We start from the raw sequence: 15137 nt of genomic DNA, 5'->3' as shown, positions 1-15137 counted from the left end.
TACTTCAGCCTTCCTGGCCTCCAGTTCATCTTTTATAGTTTTATTGAACATGGACTGACCCTCGGTTTAGCGCCAACGGATACGACTTGAATAGATATCGGCGGTCAGTCTGGCAACTGAATGGCGCCCTACACAATTATGATTTGACGTCAATAAACAGTGCTCTGATCACGCCTCATTCAACGCCAGCGCCATCTTCAACCGAAGATCGTCTTCCGCAAACGGCTTATGCAAAACCGGACAGCCAGCAAACTCCTTCGGCAGGCCGCTGGCTCCATACCCCGTGCTGAATAAAAACGGAATATTGCGCGCACGCAAAACACTGGCAACCGGAAACACGCGTTCTCCCGCCAGGTTCACGTCCAGAATCGCCAGGTCTACGTCGAGCACACTGGCCTTTTCGAGTGCCTTCGCGAGTCGGGCCACGGAGGCGACTACCGTGCATCCCATGTCTTCGAGCATTTCCTCGATCAACATCGCGATGGCGCCTTCGTCTTCAACCAGCAGCACCCTGATCCCTGGGAACACGGTCATGGTGTGTTCTCAACGACCATAAACGAGAAGCGGCAATGAACGCCCTCATGGGCATAGTCGAGTTCAAAAGAACCGTCTAGATCACGCTCGATGCAGCGCTGCATCAAACGCGAACCCAACCCTTTGCGTTCTGGCGTGATCACTGCAGGGCCGCCCTCCTCGCGCCAGTCCAGGGTGAGTAGCGCGCCGTCCGGCTGGGGTTGAACGCTCCAGTTCACGTAAAGTGTCCCGGTCTCGTTCGACATCGAACCGTATTTCAGGGCGTTGATTGCCAGCTCATTGAGGGTCATGGTGAGGCTCAGGGCGACGCGGGTGTCCACATCAATGGCATCACCGGCGATCATGATGCGCCCAGGTTCATCGCCGAATACCGGCATTAGCACTTCATGGGCGAGCACGCTCAGTGGAGTGTGGCCCCAATGCCGCTTCGTCAGCAGGTCGTGGGCACGCGACAGCGCGAGCAGCCGGGCTTCGAAGCGGACATAGCCTTCGTTGGCGTCCCGCGCGCTGCGCGCTGTTTGCGCCGCCAGGGACTGGACCGTAGCCAAGGTGTTCTTGACCCTGTGATTGAGTTCATCGATCAGGTTTTTCTGTCGGTCTTCTGCCTGCTTTCGCTCAGTAATGTCCACGAGCATGTTGATCGCACCGATCAGGTTTCCGTCGGCATCGTGCAGAGGGGTCGGATACGGCGCAAAGGACACGCGAGTGCCGTCCGGGCGTTCCGCAATGGCCTCGACGCCCCGCACCGGCCGATTTTCCCTGAGCGCCACGGCCATCGGGCATTGGTCGTGAGGCAGATACGTGCCATCGGTGTTGAACAGTTTCCAGGTGACGCACCACAGGTCGCCCAGTTGCGGTGTGCGCCCCGACAACTCGACGGCCGCGCCGTTATAGAAGTTGATACGCCCTTCGGCGTCGGTGGTGTAGACGGCCGCCGGCAGCGCCTCCAGCAGGTTGCGCATGTGTCGCTCGCTTTCGCGCACGCGGTGTTCCATCTCTCGGGCCAGCGTCACGTCCTGGATGACCCGTACGCCGTAGCGGAACCGGCCATCGGCAGCCCTGACCGATGAGCTGTGAATATCCAGATAGATCGGCTGGCCATCGAGCTTTACGGCACGTTTGCGTAACACGTAATTGTCCAGTTCGCCCGCCACCTGCCGTGCGTATAACGCCGCGTCCTGCTCGACACTGTCTGGATGGGTGTAGTCCAGGAAGGTCATCGCCAGCAGTTGTTCGCGAGACCGACCGAGCATGGTGCACAGGGCATCGTTCACCCGCAGCAGGCGACCGTCCTCCCCTGCTTCCGCAATGCCGATGGTCGCCGCCTCGTAAGTCGCCGCCAAGCGGTCATCGCTCTCCTGGCGCTCGGTTTCGGCGTCGTGCACGCGGGTCACGTCGATAGTGAAACAACGGGTATTGAAGAATTTGCCGTTTTCAAAGCGCCCATTGGAGGTAATCGCGACATGCTTGATGGTGCCGTTCTTGGCTTTAAGGCGCGCCGGATAGCTGTTCAGGCAATCGCCGCTGCCAAGCTTGGTGAGGATGTCACCGATAACCGGCTCATCCACATGGAATTCGGTGATGTGACGGCCGATGTACTCGTCCGCTGAATAGCCCAGCAGCGACAACTCGGCTTTGTTGGCCCGCAGAATAATGCCTTCGCCGCTGACAATATGCAGGCCCACGGCGCTGTTTTCGAAAAAGTCTTCAAGGTCGGAGCTTTTGCGCCGCAGTTCCTCGGCGATGGCGTGGTGCGTCGAGATATCCTGAAAGCAGTTGATTGCGCCCTGGATGTGTCCCTCCCGGTCTCTGAGCGTGCGGATACTCATGAGTGCCACGAATCGCGATCCGTCAGGGCGCTCGATCAAGACTTCCTGGTTACGCGCGCACTGGCCCGCGTTGAGGGTTGAGGCCATCGGGCATTCGTCAACGGCCAACGGCGTGCCATCTGTGGAATAAAGGCGATACGAACCGCAGAAGCGGTCTGCGCCCTCCCCCAGCGCCGGTGTCCTGCCCCACAGCTCGACCGCTTCGCTGTTGAATCGGACGAGCCACCCGTTGTGGTCACAGAGATAGATAGCCCCGGGAATGGCATCGAGCGTTTGAGTTCCCATCGCGACCAGCTTCTCGTACTCACTGGGCTCGCGCGCGTCCCTGGGGCGCTCATCAAAATTCAACATCGTTCATTCCTCAAACACCTGATTGGAACGCATCTGTTTTTACCGTCTTGGGGCCTACTCTGCCTGAGACGGCGTCCCACTTCAGATAAATCTCGTTTCACCCGGAAAGATCTTTTCTGAGCCTGCAATAGACGCTAGATCGTTATGGGTTTCGGTAGTTCAGTAAAAATGGAGCATAGAACGCACTACAAGATCTTGTAGGTGCCAAGCCTCTACAAGTCCTCTATAAAAACCCGCACTTCCCCCCTCCCCTAGGAACACCCTGCCATGCACATGGAAGAGCACACGCTGAGCGAAATGAGTGACCAGCTCAAACTCATGTTAGGTCGCTTTCGTCACGAACAATTCGTCGAGAAACTTGGATGGCGATTGCCCATCCAGCCGCATCAGGCCGGTTGTGAGTGGGACCAATACGACACGGAGCACGCCCGCTACCTCCTGGCGTTCAATGAGCACCATTGCATTGTAGGCTGCGCCCGCCTGATACCCACAATATTCCCCAACCTGCTGGAGGGCGTCTTCAGCCATACCTGCGCAGGCACACCGCCCAAACATACCGCCATCTGGGAAATGACACGTTTCACCACCCGCGAACCGCAATTGGCCATGCCTTTGTTCTGGAAAAGCCTCAAGATCGCCAGCCTGGCGGGCGCCGATGCCATCGTCGGCATCGTCAACAGCACGATGGAGCGCTATTACAAAATCAATGGGGTCAACTACGAACGTCTGGGGCCGGTCACCCTGCACCAGGACGAAAAGATCCTCGCGATCAAACTTTCGGCTCACCGTGAACACCACCGTGGTGCGCGCATGCCTTCAGCCTTCACGTCCGGGGCGTTTCTGGAAGAGACCGCATGATACCGGCCGAGTCGTCCTGCTGGACGACTCGGCGCAGTCGATGAACCTCAGATATAGCCCAGCGCGACCGCGTAAGACACGGCCTGCACGCGGTTGCTGGCACCGAGTTTGCGTTGGATGTTGCGGTGATGGTAATTCACGGTGTCGGTGCACACGCCCATGATCACGCCAATTTCTTCCGAGGTCTTGCCGTCTGCGGTCCAGCGCAACACATCACATTCCCGCTCGCTGAACTCCACATCGGTGTTGAACGCACGAACGTCGCTTTCCAACTCGGAAATCTTCGCCAGGGCCACCGCGGCAAACGCTTTGGTCACCGGCTTCAATGCTTCGAACTCCTGAAGACTGATGACATTGTCCTTGCGTGCCAGGCTCAACACCCCGACACGCCCCTGTGTGTTGAACGAAGGTTGTGCCAGGCCGTGGCACAGATTCGAATCGTTGGCTTCAGACCACAGCTGCGGGCAGCCTCGGAACAGCTCATTGCTCCACAAAATGGGGGCCGACGAGACTTTGCTGTGTTTCACCGTAGGGTCGATCGTTGCGTAGTTAGCTGCCTGATAGCGCTGTATCCAGTCTTCGGGATAATTGCTGTACATATGGGTTCTGGGCCGCATGAACGGCGTCACACTGCACATGCCATAAGCAAAGAAATCAAACCGCAGTTCACGCAAGACCCTCAATGAAACCGCCGTGAATTCCTCCATGTTCATGGTTTGCGCAAAGATACTGTAAAAATAAGCATCCCATCCCAACAGCTGTCCTAATTCCATTTTGAACACCTATAAAGCTCCAAAGGAGATGTGAGACTAAACCAACCTGAACTCATGTCAAACACAAAATCCCAGCGCCATAGACTGCTTCGCACTAGCACTAGATTTCTTATGACTAACCCAACTAACTAGCCATAGGCCACTGTTTCTCGGCCGACGAATGAACCTGCCCATTCATAATAATGCAACAACCTGTCCGACAGCCCGCACCGCCCCACTCAGGCTTGAGCCACTACAAGATCTGGTAGTTCCAAGCCCAGGAAATGCGGGTGTATAAACAACACCGCTCGGAACAGCCGCGAAGGTGCGACAGTTAAAACAACTGTTAGATACGGCCATGCGTAATTAACTAAATATTTACTTGATTTTTTAAACCTTAATCAACTAAGGAGAACGCTGCCCATGCCTGCTTCGCTTATCACTGGCGGTTTTAATGATCAGCTTGAACTTCGCCAAAAGAATCGCGCCACGGTTGAACAGTACATGCGCACTAACGGCGCAGATCGCCTGCGCCGGCATGAGCTGTTCACGCCGGATGGCAGTGGCGGCTCCTGGAACACCGAAACCGGTGAGCCCCTTGTGTTTAAAGGCCACGCGAAACTCGCCGCCCTCGGCGTGTGGCTGGACAAGTGCTTTCCAGACTGGCAGTGGCACAACGTCCGGGTGTTTGAAACCGACAATCCCAACCATTTCTGGGTGGAAAGCGACGGTCGCGGCAAGTCCCTGGTGCCCGGTTACCCGGAGGGGTATTGCGAAAACCATTACATCCATTCCTTCGAGCTGGACAACGGCAAGATCACGCAAAACCGTGAATTCATGAACCCCTTCGAACAACTTCGCGCCTTGGGCATCCCGATTCCAAGCATCAAGCGTGAAGGGATCCCCGCCTCATAAGCCCTTTATCCATTGGAGATTGAGCATGTCTACCAGCGCAGCACAACAACTGACAACTAATGACACTGAACTACGTCGCAAGAACCGCGCCACGGTCGAGCAATACATGCGCACCAAAGGCCAGGATCGCCTGCGCCGGCATGAACTATTCACTGAAGACGGTTCCGGCGGCTTATGGACCACGGATACCGGCGCCCCGATTGTAATCAGTGGCAAAGCCAAGTTGGCCGAACACGCTATTTGGTCACTCAAGTGCTTCCCGGATTGGGAATGGTACAACGTCAAGGTGTTTGAAACCGATGACCCTAACCATATTTGGGTCGAGTGCGATGGTCACGGCAAGATTCTCTTTCCCGGTTACCCGGAAGGTTATTACGAGAATCACTTCCTGCACTCCTTCGAACTGGAGGACGGCAAAGTAAAACGCAATCGTGAATTCATGAACGTCTTTCAACAACTTCGCGCCCTGGGTATTGCGGTACCGCACATCAAGCGTGAAGGCATCCCTACTTAATCCTTTGGGAGAGTGATCGCATCATGGAAGACTTACTGAAACGGGTTCTAAATTGTGAAGCGTTCCAGCAGCCTCAATGGAGCGAACCCTCGCAATTGCATGACGCGCAGGCCTACCTCAGGGACAGCGCGTCACTGATTCGCGTCGAAGATATTCTGGTCCTGCGTGCCACCCTGGCGAGGGTCGCGGCTGGCGAAGCGATGGTCATCCAGTGCGGCGACTGCGCCGAGGACATGGATGAAAGCGCGCCCAGCCATGTGACGCGCAAAGCCGCGGTGCTGGACATCCTGGCCGGTGCGTTGCGGCTGGTAACCCAGCAACCGGTGGTGCGGGTGGGGCGGATTGCCGGGCAGTTTGCCAAGCCGCGTTCCAACCACAGCGAACGCATCGGCGATGTCGAGTTGCCGGTGTATCGCGGTGACATGGTCAACGGTCGCGAGGCAGTCAGCGGCCATCGCCAGCATGATGCGCAACGCCTGGTGCGCGGCTATCGCGCGGCGCAGGACATCATGCAGCACCTGGGGTGGAAGGACCCGGCCGGCAAGGAGCCGCTCAGCGCTTCTCCCGCCTGGACCAGCCACGAAATGCTGGTGCTCGACTACGAACTGCCGCAAGTGCGCCAGGACGAGCAGGGCCGGGTATTTCTCGGTTCAACCCACTGGCCGTGGATTGGCGAGCGTACCCGCCAGTTGACCGGCGCTCACGTCGCCTTGCTCAGCGAAGTGCTCAACCCGGTGGCCTGCAAGGTCGGCCCGGACATCACCCAGGACCAGCTGCTGAGCCTGTGCGAGCGCCTGGACCCCAGGCGCGAACCCGGCCGGCTGACGCTGATCGCCCGCATGGGCGCCCACAAGGTCGCCGACCGCCTGCCACCGCTGGTTGAAGCGGTGCGCCGTGCCGGCCACCAGATCATCTGGCTCAGCGACCCGATGCACGGCAACACCATCGTCGCGCCGTGCGGCAACAAGACCCGCATGGTGCAGACCATCACCGAGGAAATCACTGCCTTCAAACATGCCGTGATCTCCGCTGGTGGCGTGGCCGGCGGACTGCACCTGGAAACCACCCCGGATGACGTCAGCGAGTGCGCCTCCGATGCCGCCGGCCTGAGCCAGGTTGCCAGCCACTACACAAGCCTGTGCGACCCGCGCCTGAACCCCAGGCAAGCCATTGCTGCGGTGATGGCCTGGCAAACCTGCCCTCTTCCACCCCTGGTTCCCTCTGACTGGAGTTTGTCGCCATGACCGGCATTCCATCGATCGTCCCTTACGCCCTGCCCACCTCCCGCGACCTGCCCTCCAACCTCGCGCAGTGGCGTATCGACCCCGAGCGCGCCGTGCTGTTGGTGCATGACATGCAGCGCTACTTCCTGCGGCCCTTGCCCCAGGCCCTGCGTGAAGAAGTGGTCAGCAATGCCGCGCGCATTCGCCAGTGGGCCGCCGACAACGACGTGCCAGTGGCCTACACCGCCCAACCGGGCAGCATGAACGCGGAGCAACGCGGGCTGCTCAAGGATTTCTGGGGCCCAGGCATGCAGGCCAGCCCGGCCGACCGCGAGGTGGTCGACGCCCTCACGCCCAAACCGGGTGACTGGCTGCTGACCAAGTGGCGCTACAGCGCCTTCTTCAATTCCGACTTGCTGCAACGCATGCACGCCGGCGAGCGCGATCAGTTGATCCTGTGTGGGGTATATGCGCATGTCGGGGTACTGATTTCCAGCGTGGATGCCTACTCCAACGACATCCAACCCTTCCTCGTTGCCGACGCGATCGCCGACTTCAGCAAGGAGCATCACTGGATGGCCATGGAATACGCCGCCAGCCGTTGCGCCATGGTCATCACCACCGACGAGGTGGTGCTATGAGCCAAGCCGCCGCAAGCCTTATGGAACGCATCCTGCAATCGGCGCCCGAACCGTTTGCCCTCTTGTACCGTCCGGAATCCAGCGGCCCCGGGCTGCTGAACGTGCTGATTGGCGAGATGTCGCAGCCGCAGGTACTCGCCGATATCGACTTGCCTGCCCCCTCGATCGGTGCCCCGCGCCTGGATGTACTGACGCTGATTCCCTACCGCCAGATTGCAGAACGCGGCTTCGAGGCGGTGGACGATGGGTCACCGTTGCTGGCGATGAACATCACCGAGCAGCAGTCCATCGGCATTGAGCAGTTGCTGGCGTTGCTGCCCAACGTGCCGATTCAATTGAACAACGAACGCTTCGACCTCAGCGACGCCACCTATGCCGAGATCGTCAGCCAAGTGATCGCCAACGAAATCGGCTCCGGGGAAGGCGCCAACTTCGTGATCAAGCGCACCTTTCTGGCCGAGATCAGTGAGTACGGCCCGGCCAGTGCGCTGTCGTTCTTTCGTCATCTGCTGGAGCGGGAAAAAGGCGTCTATTGGACATTCATCATCCACACCGGCAGTCGCACCTTTGTCGGCGCGTCCCCCGAGCGCCACATCAGCGTCAAGGATGGGCTCGCGGTGATGAACCCCATCAGCGGCACCTATCGCTACCCGCCCGCCGGCCCCAGCCTGACCGACGTCATGGACTTCCTGGCTGATCGCAAGGAGGCCGATGAGCTGTACATGGTGGTCGACGAAGAGCTGAAAATGATGGCGCGCATCTGTGAAGACGGCGGGCACGTGCTCGGTCCTTACCTCAAGGAAATGACGCACCTGGCCCACACCGAGTACTTCATCGAAGGCAAGACCCGCCGCGATGTGCGCGAGATCCTGCACGAAACCCTGTTCGCCCCGACGGTTACCGGCAGCCCGCTGGAAAGCGCCTGCCGGGTGATCCAGCGCTATGAGCCGCAAGGCCGTGCGTACTACAGCGGCATGGCCGCGCTGATCGGCAGCGATGGTAAGGGCGGACGCTCCCTGGATTCGGCAATCCTGATTCGCACCGCCGACATCGATAACAGCGGGCAGGTACGCATCAGCGTGGGTTCGACCATCGTGCGCCACTCCGAGCCGCTGACCGAAGCCGCCGAAAGCCGGGCCAAGGCCGCCGGCCTGATCGCCGCACTGAAAAACCAGGCACCTTCGCGCTTCGGTGGCCATCTGCAGGTGCGCGCAGCATTGGCCAGCCGCAATGCCTACGTCTCGGATTTCTGGTTGATGGACAGCCAGCAGCGCCAACAGACCCAGGCCGACTTCAACGGGCGGCATGTGCTGATCGTCGATGCCGAAGACACGTTCACCTCGATGATCGCCAAACAGCTGCGGGCGCTGGGCCTGGTGGTGACGGTGTGCAGCTTCAGCGACGAGTACAGTTTTGACGGTTACGACCTGGTGATCATGGGCCCCGGTCCTGGCAACCCAAGCGATGTTCAGCTGCCGAAAATCGACCATCTGCACATGGCCATCCGTTCCTTGCTCAGCCAGCAGCGGCCGTTCCTGGCGGTGTGCCTGAGTCATCAGGTGCTGAGCCTGTGCCTGGGCCTGCAGTTGCAACGCAAGGCCATTCCCAACCAGGGCGTGCAAAAACAGATCGACCTGTTCGGCAACGCCGAACGGGTGGGTTTCTACAACACCTTCGCGGCCCAAAGTTGCAGTGACCGCCTGCACATCGACGGCATCGGCACGGTCGAGATCAGCCGCGACAGCGAGACCGGCGAGGTCCATGCCCTGCGCGGGCCGTCGTTCGCCTCCATGCAGTTTCATGCCGAGTCGCTGCTGACCCAGGAAGGCCCGCGCATCATCGCCGACCTGCTGCGGCACGCCCTCATCCACGCACCTGTCGACAGCACCGTTTCGGCCGCCGGGAGATAACCATGCACAACTACGTCATCATCGACGCCTTTGCCAGCGTGCCGCTGGAAGGCAATCCGGTCGCGGTGTTCTTTGACGCCGACGACTTGCCGGCCCCGCAGATGCAACGCATCGCCCGAGAAATGAACCTGTCGGAGACCACCTTCGTGCTCAAGCCACGTAATGGTGGGGATGCGCTGATCCGAATTTTCACCCCGGTCAACGAACTGCCCTTCGCCGGCCACCCGTTGCTGGGTACGGCCATTGCCCTGGGCGCGCACACCGACAATCACCGGCTGTACCTGGAAACCCAAATGGGCACCATCGCGTTTGAACTCGAGCGCCAGAACGGCAGCGTGATCGCCGCCAGCATGGACCAGCCGATCCCGACCTGGACGGCCCTGGGCCGCGACGCTGAATTGCTCGAGGCCCTGGGCATCGGCGAGTCGACCTTTCCCATCGAGATCTATCACAACGGCCCGCGCCATGTGTTCGTCGGCCTGCCGAGCATTGAAGCCTTGTCGGCCCTGCACCCCGACCATCGCGCGCTGTCCAGCTTCCACGACATGGCCATCAACTGTTTTGCCGGCGCGGGACGCCATTGGCGCAGCCGGATGTTCTCGCCGGCCTACGGCGTGGTCGAGGATGCAGCCACCGGTTCTGCTGCCGGGCCGTTGGCGATTCACCTGGCGCGCCATGGCCAGATAGCGTTCGGCCAACCCGTGGAGATTTTGCAGGGCGTGGAAATCGGCCGCCCTTCACTGATGTTCGCCAAAGCCGAGGGCAGCGCCGACCAACTGACGCGAGTCGAAGTATCCGGTAATGGCGTCACGTTCGGACGCGGGAGCATCGTGTTATGAATCTTTCACTGCAAGGCAAGCCGCTGCTGGGTAAAGGCATGTCGGAATCCCTCAGCGGCACACTGGATGCGCCCTTTCCCGAATATCAGACGCTGCCCGCCGACCCCATGAGCGTGCTGCACAACTGGCTGGAGCGTGCACGCCGCGTGGGCATCCGCGAACCCAAGGCCCTCGCGCTGGCCACCGCCGACCGCCAGGGCCGGCCCTCCACGCGGATCGTGGTCATCAGTGAAATCAGCGACGCCGGACTGTTGTTCAGCACCCATGCTGGCAGCCAGAAAGGCCGTGAACTGACCGACAACCCGTGGGCGTCGGGTGTGCTGTATTGGCGCGAGACCAGCCAGCAGATCATCCTCAATGGCCAGGCCGTGCGCCTGCCAGATGCCAAGGCCGATGAAGCATGGCTCAAGCGCCCGTATGCGACGCATCCGATGTCATCGGTATCGCACCAGAGTGAAGATTTAGAGGACGTGCAAGCCATGCGCAACGCCGCCAGGCAATTGGCCGAGGCACAAGGCCCGCTGCCGCGTCCCGAGGGGTATTGCGTGTTCGAGTTGCGGCTTGAATCGCTGGAGTTCTGGGGGAATGGGCAGGAGCGCTTGCATGAGCGATTGCGCTACGACCGCAGCGATACGGGCTGGAGGGTGCGGCGTTTGCAGCCCTGAAGCGTGCGGCCAACTCACGCTCCGAACGCAGGCGCTGCTGGGAAGGCTATGGCTTAAGGGCGTTTTCCTTCACTCGCAGCGCCGTGATGGTCTCGCCGGCAACACCCCAGTTGTCGGTGGGCACCTCGTCAATCACCACGAAGGTCGATGCCGGCGGCTTGTTCAGCACGCTGTGCAACAACGCAGTCACACCTTCGATAAGTTGACGCTTATGCTCAGCGGTCACGCCTTCCTGAGTCACTTTGATGTTTACGTACGGCATGTGCCTGCTCTCCTATTGTTCACCAGGTTCCGGCTGTAGCGCCGCCATCCACGGGCAGGATCGCGCCGCTGACGAATGAGGAGTCGGTCAGATACAGCACCGCATCGACCACATCCTGAGGCGAGCCGATACGGCCACTCGGGCTCATGCCCTTGAGCGCAGCATGGAGTTGCTCGCTGTCGCCATGCATCGGCGTGTTGATAATGCCCGGCGCCACCGCATTGACCTTCACCTGCGCCGCCGCCAGCTCAAGGGCGAGCCCCTGCACGGCATGATTCAGGCCGCCCTTGATCAGCACTGGCAACAGTGCGGGAACCTTGATATTGGGCTGCATGGCTATGGATGCCGTAATCGCAATGATGTGACCGCTTTGGTTGGCGGCCATATGCCTGGCTGCCAGTTGGGCTGGGTAGAAAAAGCCCTTCAGGTTAGTGTTGATCATGGCGTCCACATCGGCCTCGGTGTATTCACCTACCGGCTTGGGGATGAAGATGCCGGCATTGCTGATCAGGATGTCGACCTTGCCGAAAGCAGCCACGGCCTGATCGAACAAGGTCTGTGCGGTTTCCGGCTTGGCGATATCGCCTGCCACGAGGATGAAATTGGAAGGATTGCCCAGACGAGCCGCGGCTTCCTGCAGCCGAGCGTGTGTGCGGGCGTTGCCGACTACGTTGTCACCGCGCTCAAGGTAGGCCTTGGCGATGGCAAACCCCAGGCCGCTGGACGCGCCCGTGACGATAACAGTTCGTGCTGCTTTCATAGATGCTCCGCCTGTTGAGGCATTTAATGTGGACGAGGCTGCACTCTAAATGACAACCTGGCGTTGAAAAATGGTGTAGAAAGCATTTCAATTGATACTCCATGTAATGAATAAGAGTGCCATGAGCCGCTATTTCGATGACATCAACCTGGGCAGTATCGAGCTGTTCTGCCTGACCGCCGAAAGTGGCAGCTTCACGGCTGCATCCACCAAGGCAGGCGTGAGCCCGGCGGCAGTGAGCCGCTCGATCGCCCGGCTGGAGGCGCGCCTGGGCGTGGTGTTGTTTGTGCGCACCACGCGGCAAATGCGCCTGACAGAAGGCGGCCGCGCCTACTATGAGCAATGCCAGCAGGCATTGACCCAACTGATAGAGGCTGAACGGGAGATCACCGGTGCCCAGGATGCACCGTCGGGGCGGATACGCATCAGCGCCCCTACTCCCTATGCGCACTATCGGCTGCTGCCCCTGCTGCCGAGCTTCCGCCAGTGTTATCCCCACGTAAAAATCGACATTCATGTGAGCAATCGCAACATCGATTTCGTAGAGGAAGGTTTCGACCTCGCCATCAGAGGACGGCAACCGGACGACTCCGGCTTGATCGCCAGGCGTCTTGAAGACACGGAACTGTTGGTGGTTGCCACTCCCGATTACCTGAAACGCGCCGGTATACCGCAGACCCCGACAGACCTGAACGGCCATGAATGCATCCAGTTCGAAATGCCCAGCAGCGGGCGCAGGTCGCTATGGGCATTTAACATCAACGGCCAGAAGGTGGAATTGGAAACCTCGGGCAACTACACCTGCCAGAGCGACTTCCTCGCTACTGCAACCCTGGCCAAAAGCGGTGCGGGCCTGATGCAGGCGTACCGTTTTACGGTTCAGGACGAGTTGGACAGCGGCGCCCTGCAAGCGGTGCTGACCGAGTACGGCGGTACGACCAGGCCATTTTTTCTGATATTTCCGCAAAAAAGGCACCTGCCGCTGCGTGTCAGGGTGTTTATCGACTATTTGATGGAGCATCTGACGCGTTGAATATTACGTCAGGCAAGGCGGTTACTCTTCGTGCAGCCATGCTTCACACATAACTGCGATCGCTACTGAGTTCCCTATCACGATAAAACCTGGGAATGCGGCTATTAAGAGAGGGTAAATAGCTCCACTGATAATGACGATCAGACGAGGCTGGCTTGCGATGTAGCCATGCCGAAATCGCCTCGGAGGCGATCGTCAATGCAAGTTGCTGGCCTGGGCATTCATGTCTACCAGAGCCGAAGCTGAATTGGCGTCGATTAGTTCGTTTGAGCAAGAAGCTATCGGGGTCCGGGTTCGCAGAGGAATCCCTGTTCGCTGAAGCGAGTAACACTAGAACCGTATCACCCGCCTCCAAGAGGCTGCCCTCGATAGTGCATCGTTTCGCAACGAATCGCCGGGTGTTTTGCACGGGCGAGTCGTAGCGCGCGACCTCTTTCACCAGGTCTGCAACGAGCATCGGCGCAGCTTGCAAGTCTTCAAGCAGACCAGGGTTACGATTGAGCGCTACAAGGGTATTGCCGATCAGGCCCGCAGTGGCTTCGCAGGTCTGTGACAACAGGCCGATCAGGTTAGCGATCAATGCCTCATCATCTCTCCAGGCGGTGGCTTCGCAGCCGCTCCAGATATGGCTCAAGAAGCAGCTGCGTTGATCGTCCTTACTCAGCAGCGCGCTGAATAACTGGCTTAGCCCAGCGGCTGCGGAATTGGATTCACCGAGTTGAGTTTCATCGCTTAAGGGCGAAAAGCAGGCGACAAAGCTCCGTGTCAGTCGAGCTACTTCCTGAAGCCGGTTGGATGGGAGGCCTAACAAGGCCGCAACGACGCAAACCGGTAACGTGAACATCAACTCATCCGGGTCTTCGAGCGGCTTATCGAGCGTCTCGATCAAGCGTGACGCGATGGCTGCGATGCTTTGCGCCTCTACAGAGGCCAGGGCGGGTTCGATAGCCATCCTGGGGCACAGGTGCCGCGGGCCCTCGTTCATGCGCATCAACCGACCGAAAATCATGCCCGCCGCGCCCTGTGCAATGGCGGGCGGTACTGGCTCGTTCAGCGGGCGCACCCGACAGTCGGGGTGCTCCAGAATGGCTTCTACAGCGTTGGCGCTGCTAGCGATCCATAAACGCAAACCTGCATCGAATAACAGGCCTTTTTGTCGCCTGAGGCCCGAGTAATAAGCGTATGGATCAGCATGGGTCGCTGCGTCAAAAGGCGTCATTCCACAAATCCTGTTCACAAAGAACAGCTACTATCGAACATCCTTCATGGCGACGCTTCGCTCAGGAACGAAATATGGACGCTCAAAGCAATGACACCGCGATTTCTCGGGTAGCCGGCGCGATAGCCGAACCTGCGAGAACGAAAATGCTGTGTTCGTTGATGGACGGCCACGCCCGTACCAGTACCGAAATGGCCGTCATCGCCGACGTGAGTGCATCCACGGCGAGCGCGCATTTGGCAAGGCTAAAAGAGGATGGGTTGGTAAAGCTGCACACCCAAGGCAGGCATCGCTACTACAGCCTGGCTGACGCGCAAGTGGCCCAGGCTATTGAAGCTCTCATGGTGATCAGCCAAAACACAGCGACACAATATGTGTCCACGACCCCAACCCGATTGCAGTTCGCGCGCACCTGTTATGACCACATGGCAGGAACACTGGCGGTACAACTGCACGACCATTTCATGGCGTCAGGCTGGTTAACCGTTCCGGTTTCAGGTGAAGGCCTGTATCAGCTTACGACAAGCGGCGAAAAAGCCATGAGCGGTCTCGGTATCGGGATAGAAAAAGCAAGAGCCCAGCGACGCCGTTTCGCGTGCTCTTGCCTGGACTGGAGCATGCGCCGCCCACATCTTGCCGGGGCACTCGGAGCGGCTGTTCTACAGACGGCCATGAGCCGCAAGTGGGTTATCCAGGACCTCGATAGTCGAGCGCTGGCCGTGACATCCAAGGGCCGAAAGGAGCTGTCTGACCGATTCGGGATCATGCTGAGTTCGGCAAAAGGGTGCGAGTAACTCTGGGCGCTCCGCAATACCGTAGCTTGCAGCGCTGC

Annotated in this window: 16 protein-coding genes; 10 read left to right on the top strand and 6 right to left on the bottom strand. The window is 59.3% G+C overall.

The annotated features are described in order from the left end of the window. Window positions 1-168: 168 nt before the first annotated feature. A complete protein-coding gene (locus C4J86_RS13310; protein ID WP_124367081.1) occupies window positions 169-534 on the bottom strand; it encodes a response regulator in 366 nt (121 codons plus the stop codon). Beyond that, window positions 531-2714, bottom strand: a complete 2184-nt coding sequence (locus tag C4J86_RS13305; RefSeq protein WP_124370731.1) for a PAS domain S-box protein — start codon at window positions 2712-2714, stop codon at window positions 531-533. The genes C4J86_RS13310 and C4J86_RS13305 overlap by 4 nt, the downstream gene beginning before the upstream one ends. 267 nt (window positions 2715-2981) lie before the next feature. On the opposite strand from C4J86_RS13305, the gene C4J86_RS13300 reads away from it, so the two are divergent. Further along, complete coding sequence (locus C4J86_RS13300; RefSeq protein ID WP_124370730.1) at window positions 2982-3572, top strand: acyl-homoserine-lactone synthase; 591 nt, start codon at window positions 2982-2984, stop codon at window positions 3570-3572. Between the two features lie 47 nt (window positions 3573-3619). On the opposite strand, the gene C4J86_RS13295 is transcribed toward C4J86_RS13300, so the two are convergent. Then, window positions 3620-4345, bottom strand: a complete 726-nt coding sequence (locus tag C4J86_RS13295; RefSeq protein WP_124372428.1) for an autoinducer binding domain-containing protein — start codon at window positions 4343-4345, stop codon at window positions 3620-3622. Between the two features lie 402 nt (window positions 4346-4747). On the opposite strand from C4J86_RS13295, the gene C4J86_RS13290 reads away from it, so the two are divergent. Genes C4J86_RS13290 through phzG form a run of 7 tightly spaced genes read left to right on the top strand, consistent with a single transcriptional unit; the run spans window position 4748 to window position 11031 of the window. Then, on the top strand, window positions 4748-5239 hold the full coding sequence (locus C4J86_RS13290; protein ID WP_124362895.1) for a PhzA/PhzB family protein: 492 nt from the start codon (window positions 4748-4750) through the stop codon (window positions 5237-5239). A gap of 25 nt (window positions 5240-5264) precedes the next feature. Continuing rightward, window positions 5265-5753 (top strand): PhzA/PhzB family protein, encoded by a 489-nt coding sequence (locus tag C4J86_RS13285; protein WP_124370729.1) that lies wholly within the window; start codon window positions 5265-5267, stop codon window positions 5751-5753. Window positions 5754-5776: 23 nt separating this feature from the next. Then, window positions 5777-6997, top strand: a complete 1221-nt coding sequence (locus C4J86_RS13280) for a 3-deoxy-7-phosphoheptulonate synthase (protein ID WP_124370728.1) — start codon at window positions 5777-5779, stop codon at window positions 6995-6997. Then, a complete protein-coding gene (locus tag C4J86_RS13275) occupies window positions 6994-7617 on the top strand; it encodes an isochorismatase family protein (RefSeq protein ID WP_124367074.1) in 624 nt (207 codons plus the stop codon). Before C4J86_RS13280 ends, C4J86_RS13275 begins: the two co-directional genes overlap by 4 nt. Before the next feature lie 20 nt (window positions 7618-7637). Next, window positions 7638-9527, top strand: coding sequence for an anthranilate synthase family protein (locus tag C4J86_RS13270; RefSeq protein WP_372239269.1), 1890 nt, complete (start codon window positions 7638-7640; stop codon window positions 9525-9527). Between the two features lie 2 nt (window positions 9528-9529). Beyond that, window positions 9530-10366 (top strand): PhzF family phenazine biosynthesis protein, encoded by an 837-nt coding sequence (locus C4J86_RS13265; RefSeq protein ID WP_124367072.1) that lies wholly within the window; start codon window positions 9530-9532, stop codon window positions 10364-10366. After that, a complete protein-coding gene (gene phzG, locus C4J86_RS13260; RefSeq protein WP_124370726.1) occupies window positions 10363-11031 on the top strand; it encodes a phenazine biosynthesis FMN-dependent oxidase PhzG in 669 nt (222 codons plus the stop codon). Before C4J86_RS13265 ends, phzG begins: the two co-directional genes overlap by 4 nt. A gap of 46 nt (window positions 11032-11077) precedes the next feature. On the opposite strand, the gene C4J86_RS13255 is transcribed toward phzG, so the two are convergent. After that, window positions 11078-11293, bottom strand: a complete 216-nt coding sequence (locus C4J86_RS13255) for a 4-oxalocrotonate tautomerase family protein (RefSeq protein ID WP_124367070.1) — start codon at window positions 11291-11293, stop codon at window positions 11078-11080. 19 nt (window positions 11294-11312) lie between these two features. After that, window positions 11313-12053, bottom strand: coding sequence for an SDR family NAD(P)-dependent oxidoreductase (locus C4J86_RS13250; protein WP_124370725.1), 741 nt, complete (start codon window positions 12051-12053; stop codon window positions 11313-11315). Between the two features lie 121 nt (window positions 12054-12174). Here C4J86_RS13250 and C4J86_RS13245 point away from each other — a divergent pair, with 121 nt between their 5' ends. After that, a complete protein-coding gene (locus C4J86_RS13245) occupies window positions 12175-13086 on the top strand; it encodes a LysR family transcriptional regulator (protein ID WP_124370724.1) in 912 nt (303 codons plus the stop codon). 43 nt (window positions 13087-13129) lie between these two features. Here C4J86_RS13245 and C4J86_RS13240 read toward each other — a convergent pair whose 3' ends face one another. Then, the gene (locus tag C4J86_RS13240; RefSeq protein WP_164487772.1) at window positions 13130-14305 is read right to left on the bottom strand and encodes a cytochrome P450; all 1176 of its coding nucleotides are present in this window, start codon (window positions 14303-14305) and stop codon (window positions 13130-13132) included. Window positions 14306-14379: 74 nt separating this feature from the next. Between C4J86_RS13240 and C4J86_RS13235 the strand changes: the two genes are divergently transcribed. Continuing rightward, window positions 14380-15099, top strand: a complete 720-nt coding sequence (locus tag C4J86_RS13235) for a helix-turn-helix transcriptional regulator (protein WP_124370723.1) — start codon at window positions 14380-14382, stop codon at window positions 15097-15099. The last annotated feature ends 38 nt before the right edge of the window (window positions 15100-15137 follow it).

The organism is Pseudomonas sp. R2-7-07, from assembly GCF_003852355.1.
GTDB lineage: Bacteria > Pseudomonadota > Gammaproteobacteria > Pseudomonadales > Pseudomonadaceae > Aquipseudomonas.
The sequence above is the reverse complement of the archived record's forward strand: the minus strand, read 5'-3'. Positions and strand labels throughout refer to the sequence as shown.

Excerpts from the sequence above, each read along its gene's own strand:
- C4J86_RS13240 (WP_164487772.1), bottom strand. The coding sequence starts at position 14,305 with ATGACGCCTTTTGACGCAGCGACCCATGCTGATCCATACGCTTATTAC.
- C4J86_RS13255 (WP_124367070.1), bottom strand. The coding sequence starts at position 11,293 with ATGCCGTACGTAAACATCAAAGTGACTCAGGAAGGCGTGACCGCTGAG.
- phzG (WP_124370726.1), top strand. The coding sequence starts at position 10,363 with ATGAATCTTTCACTGCAAGGCAAGCCGCTGCTGGGTAAAGGCATGTCG.
- C4J86_RS13305 (WP_124370731.1), bottom strand. The coding sequence starts at position 2,714 with ATGTTGAATTTTGATGAGCGCCCCAGGGACGCGCGCGAGCCCAGTGAG.
- C4J86_RS13245 (WP_124370724.1), top strand. The coding sequence starts at position 12,175 with ATGAGCCGCTATTTCGATGACATCAACCTGGGCAGTATCGAGCTGTTC.
- C4J86_RS13285 (WP_124370729.1), top strand. The coding sequence starts at position 5,265 with ATGTCTACCAGCGCAGCACAACAACTGACAACTAATGACACTGAACTA.
- C4J86_RS13250 (WP_124370725.1), bottom strand. The coding sequence starts at position 12,053 with ATGAAAGCAGCACGAACTGTTATCGTCACGGGCGCGTCCAGCGGCCTG.
- C4J86_RS13275 (WP_124367074.1), top strand. The coding sequence starts at position 6,994 with ATGACCGGCATTCCATCGATCGTCCCTTACGCCCTGCCCACCTCCCGC.
- C4J86_RS13300 (WP_124370730.1), top strand. The coding sequence starts at position 2,982 with ATGCACATGGAAGAGCACACGCTGAGCGAAATGAGTGACCAGCTCAAA.
- C4J86_RS13235 (WP_124370723.1), top strand. The coding sequence starts at position 14,380 with ATGGACGCTCAAAGCAATGACACCGCGATTTCTCGGGTAGCCGGCGCG.
- C4J86_RS13280 (WP_124370728.1), top strand. The coding sequence starts at position 5,777 with ATGGAAGACTTACTGAAACGGGTTCTAAATTGTGAAGCGTTCCAGCAG.
- C4J86_RS13290 (WP_124362895.1), top strand. The coding sequence starts at position 4,748 with ATGCCTGCTTCGCTTATCACTGGCGGTTTTAATGATCAGCTTGAACTT.
- C4J86_RS13295 (WP_124372428.1), bottom strand. The coding sequence starts at position 4,345 with ATGGAATTAGGACAGCTGTTGGGATGGGATGCTTATTTTTACAGTATC.
- C4J86_RS13310 (WP_124367081.1), bottom strand. The coding sequence starts at position 534 with ATGACCGTGTTCCCAGGGATCAGGGTGCTGCTGGTTGAAGACGAAGGC.
- C4J86_RS13265 (WP_124367072.1), top strand. The coding sequence starts at position 9,530 with ATGCACAACTACGTCATCATCGACGCCTTTGCCAGCGTGCCGCTGGAA.
- C4J86_RS13270 (WP_372239269.1), top strand. The coding sequence starts at position 7,638 with ATGGAACGCATCCTGCAATCGGCGCCCGAACCGTTTGCCCTCTTGTAC.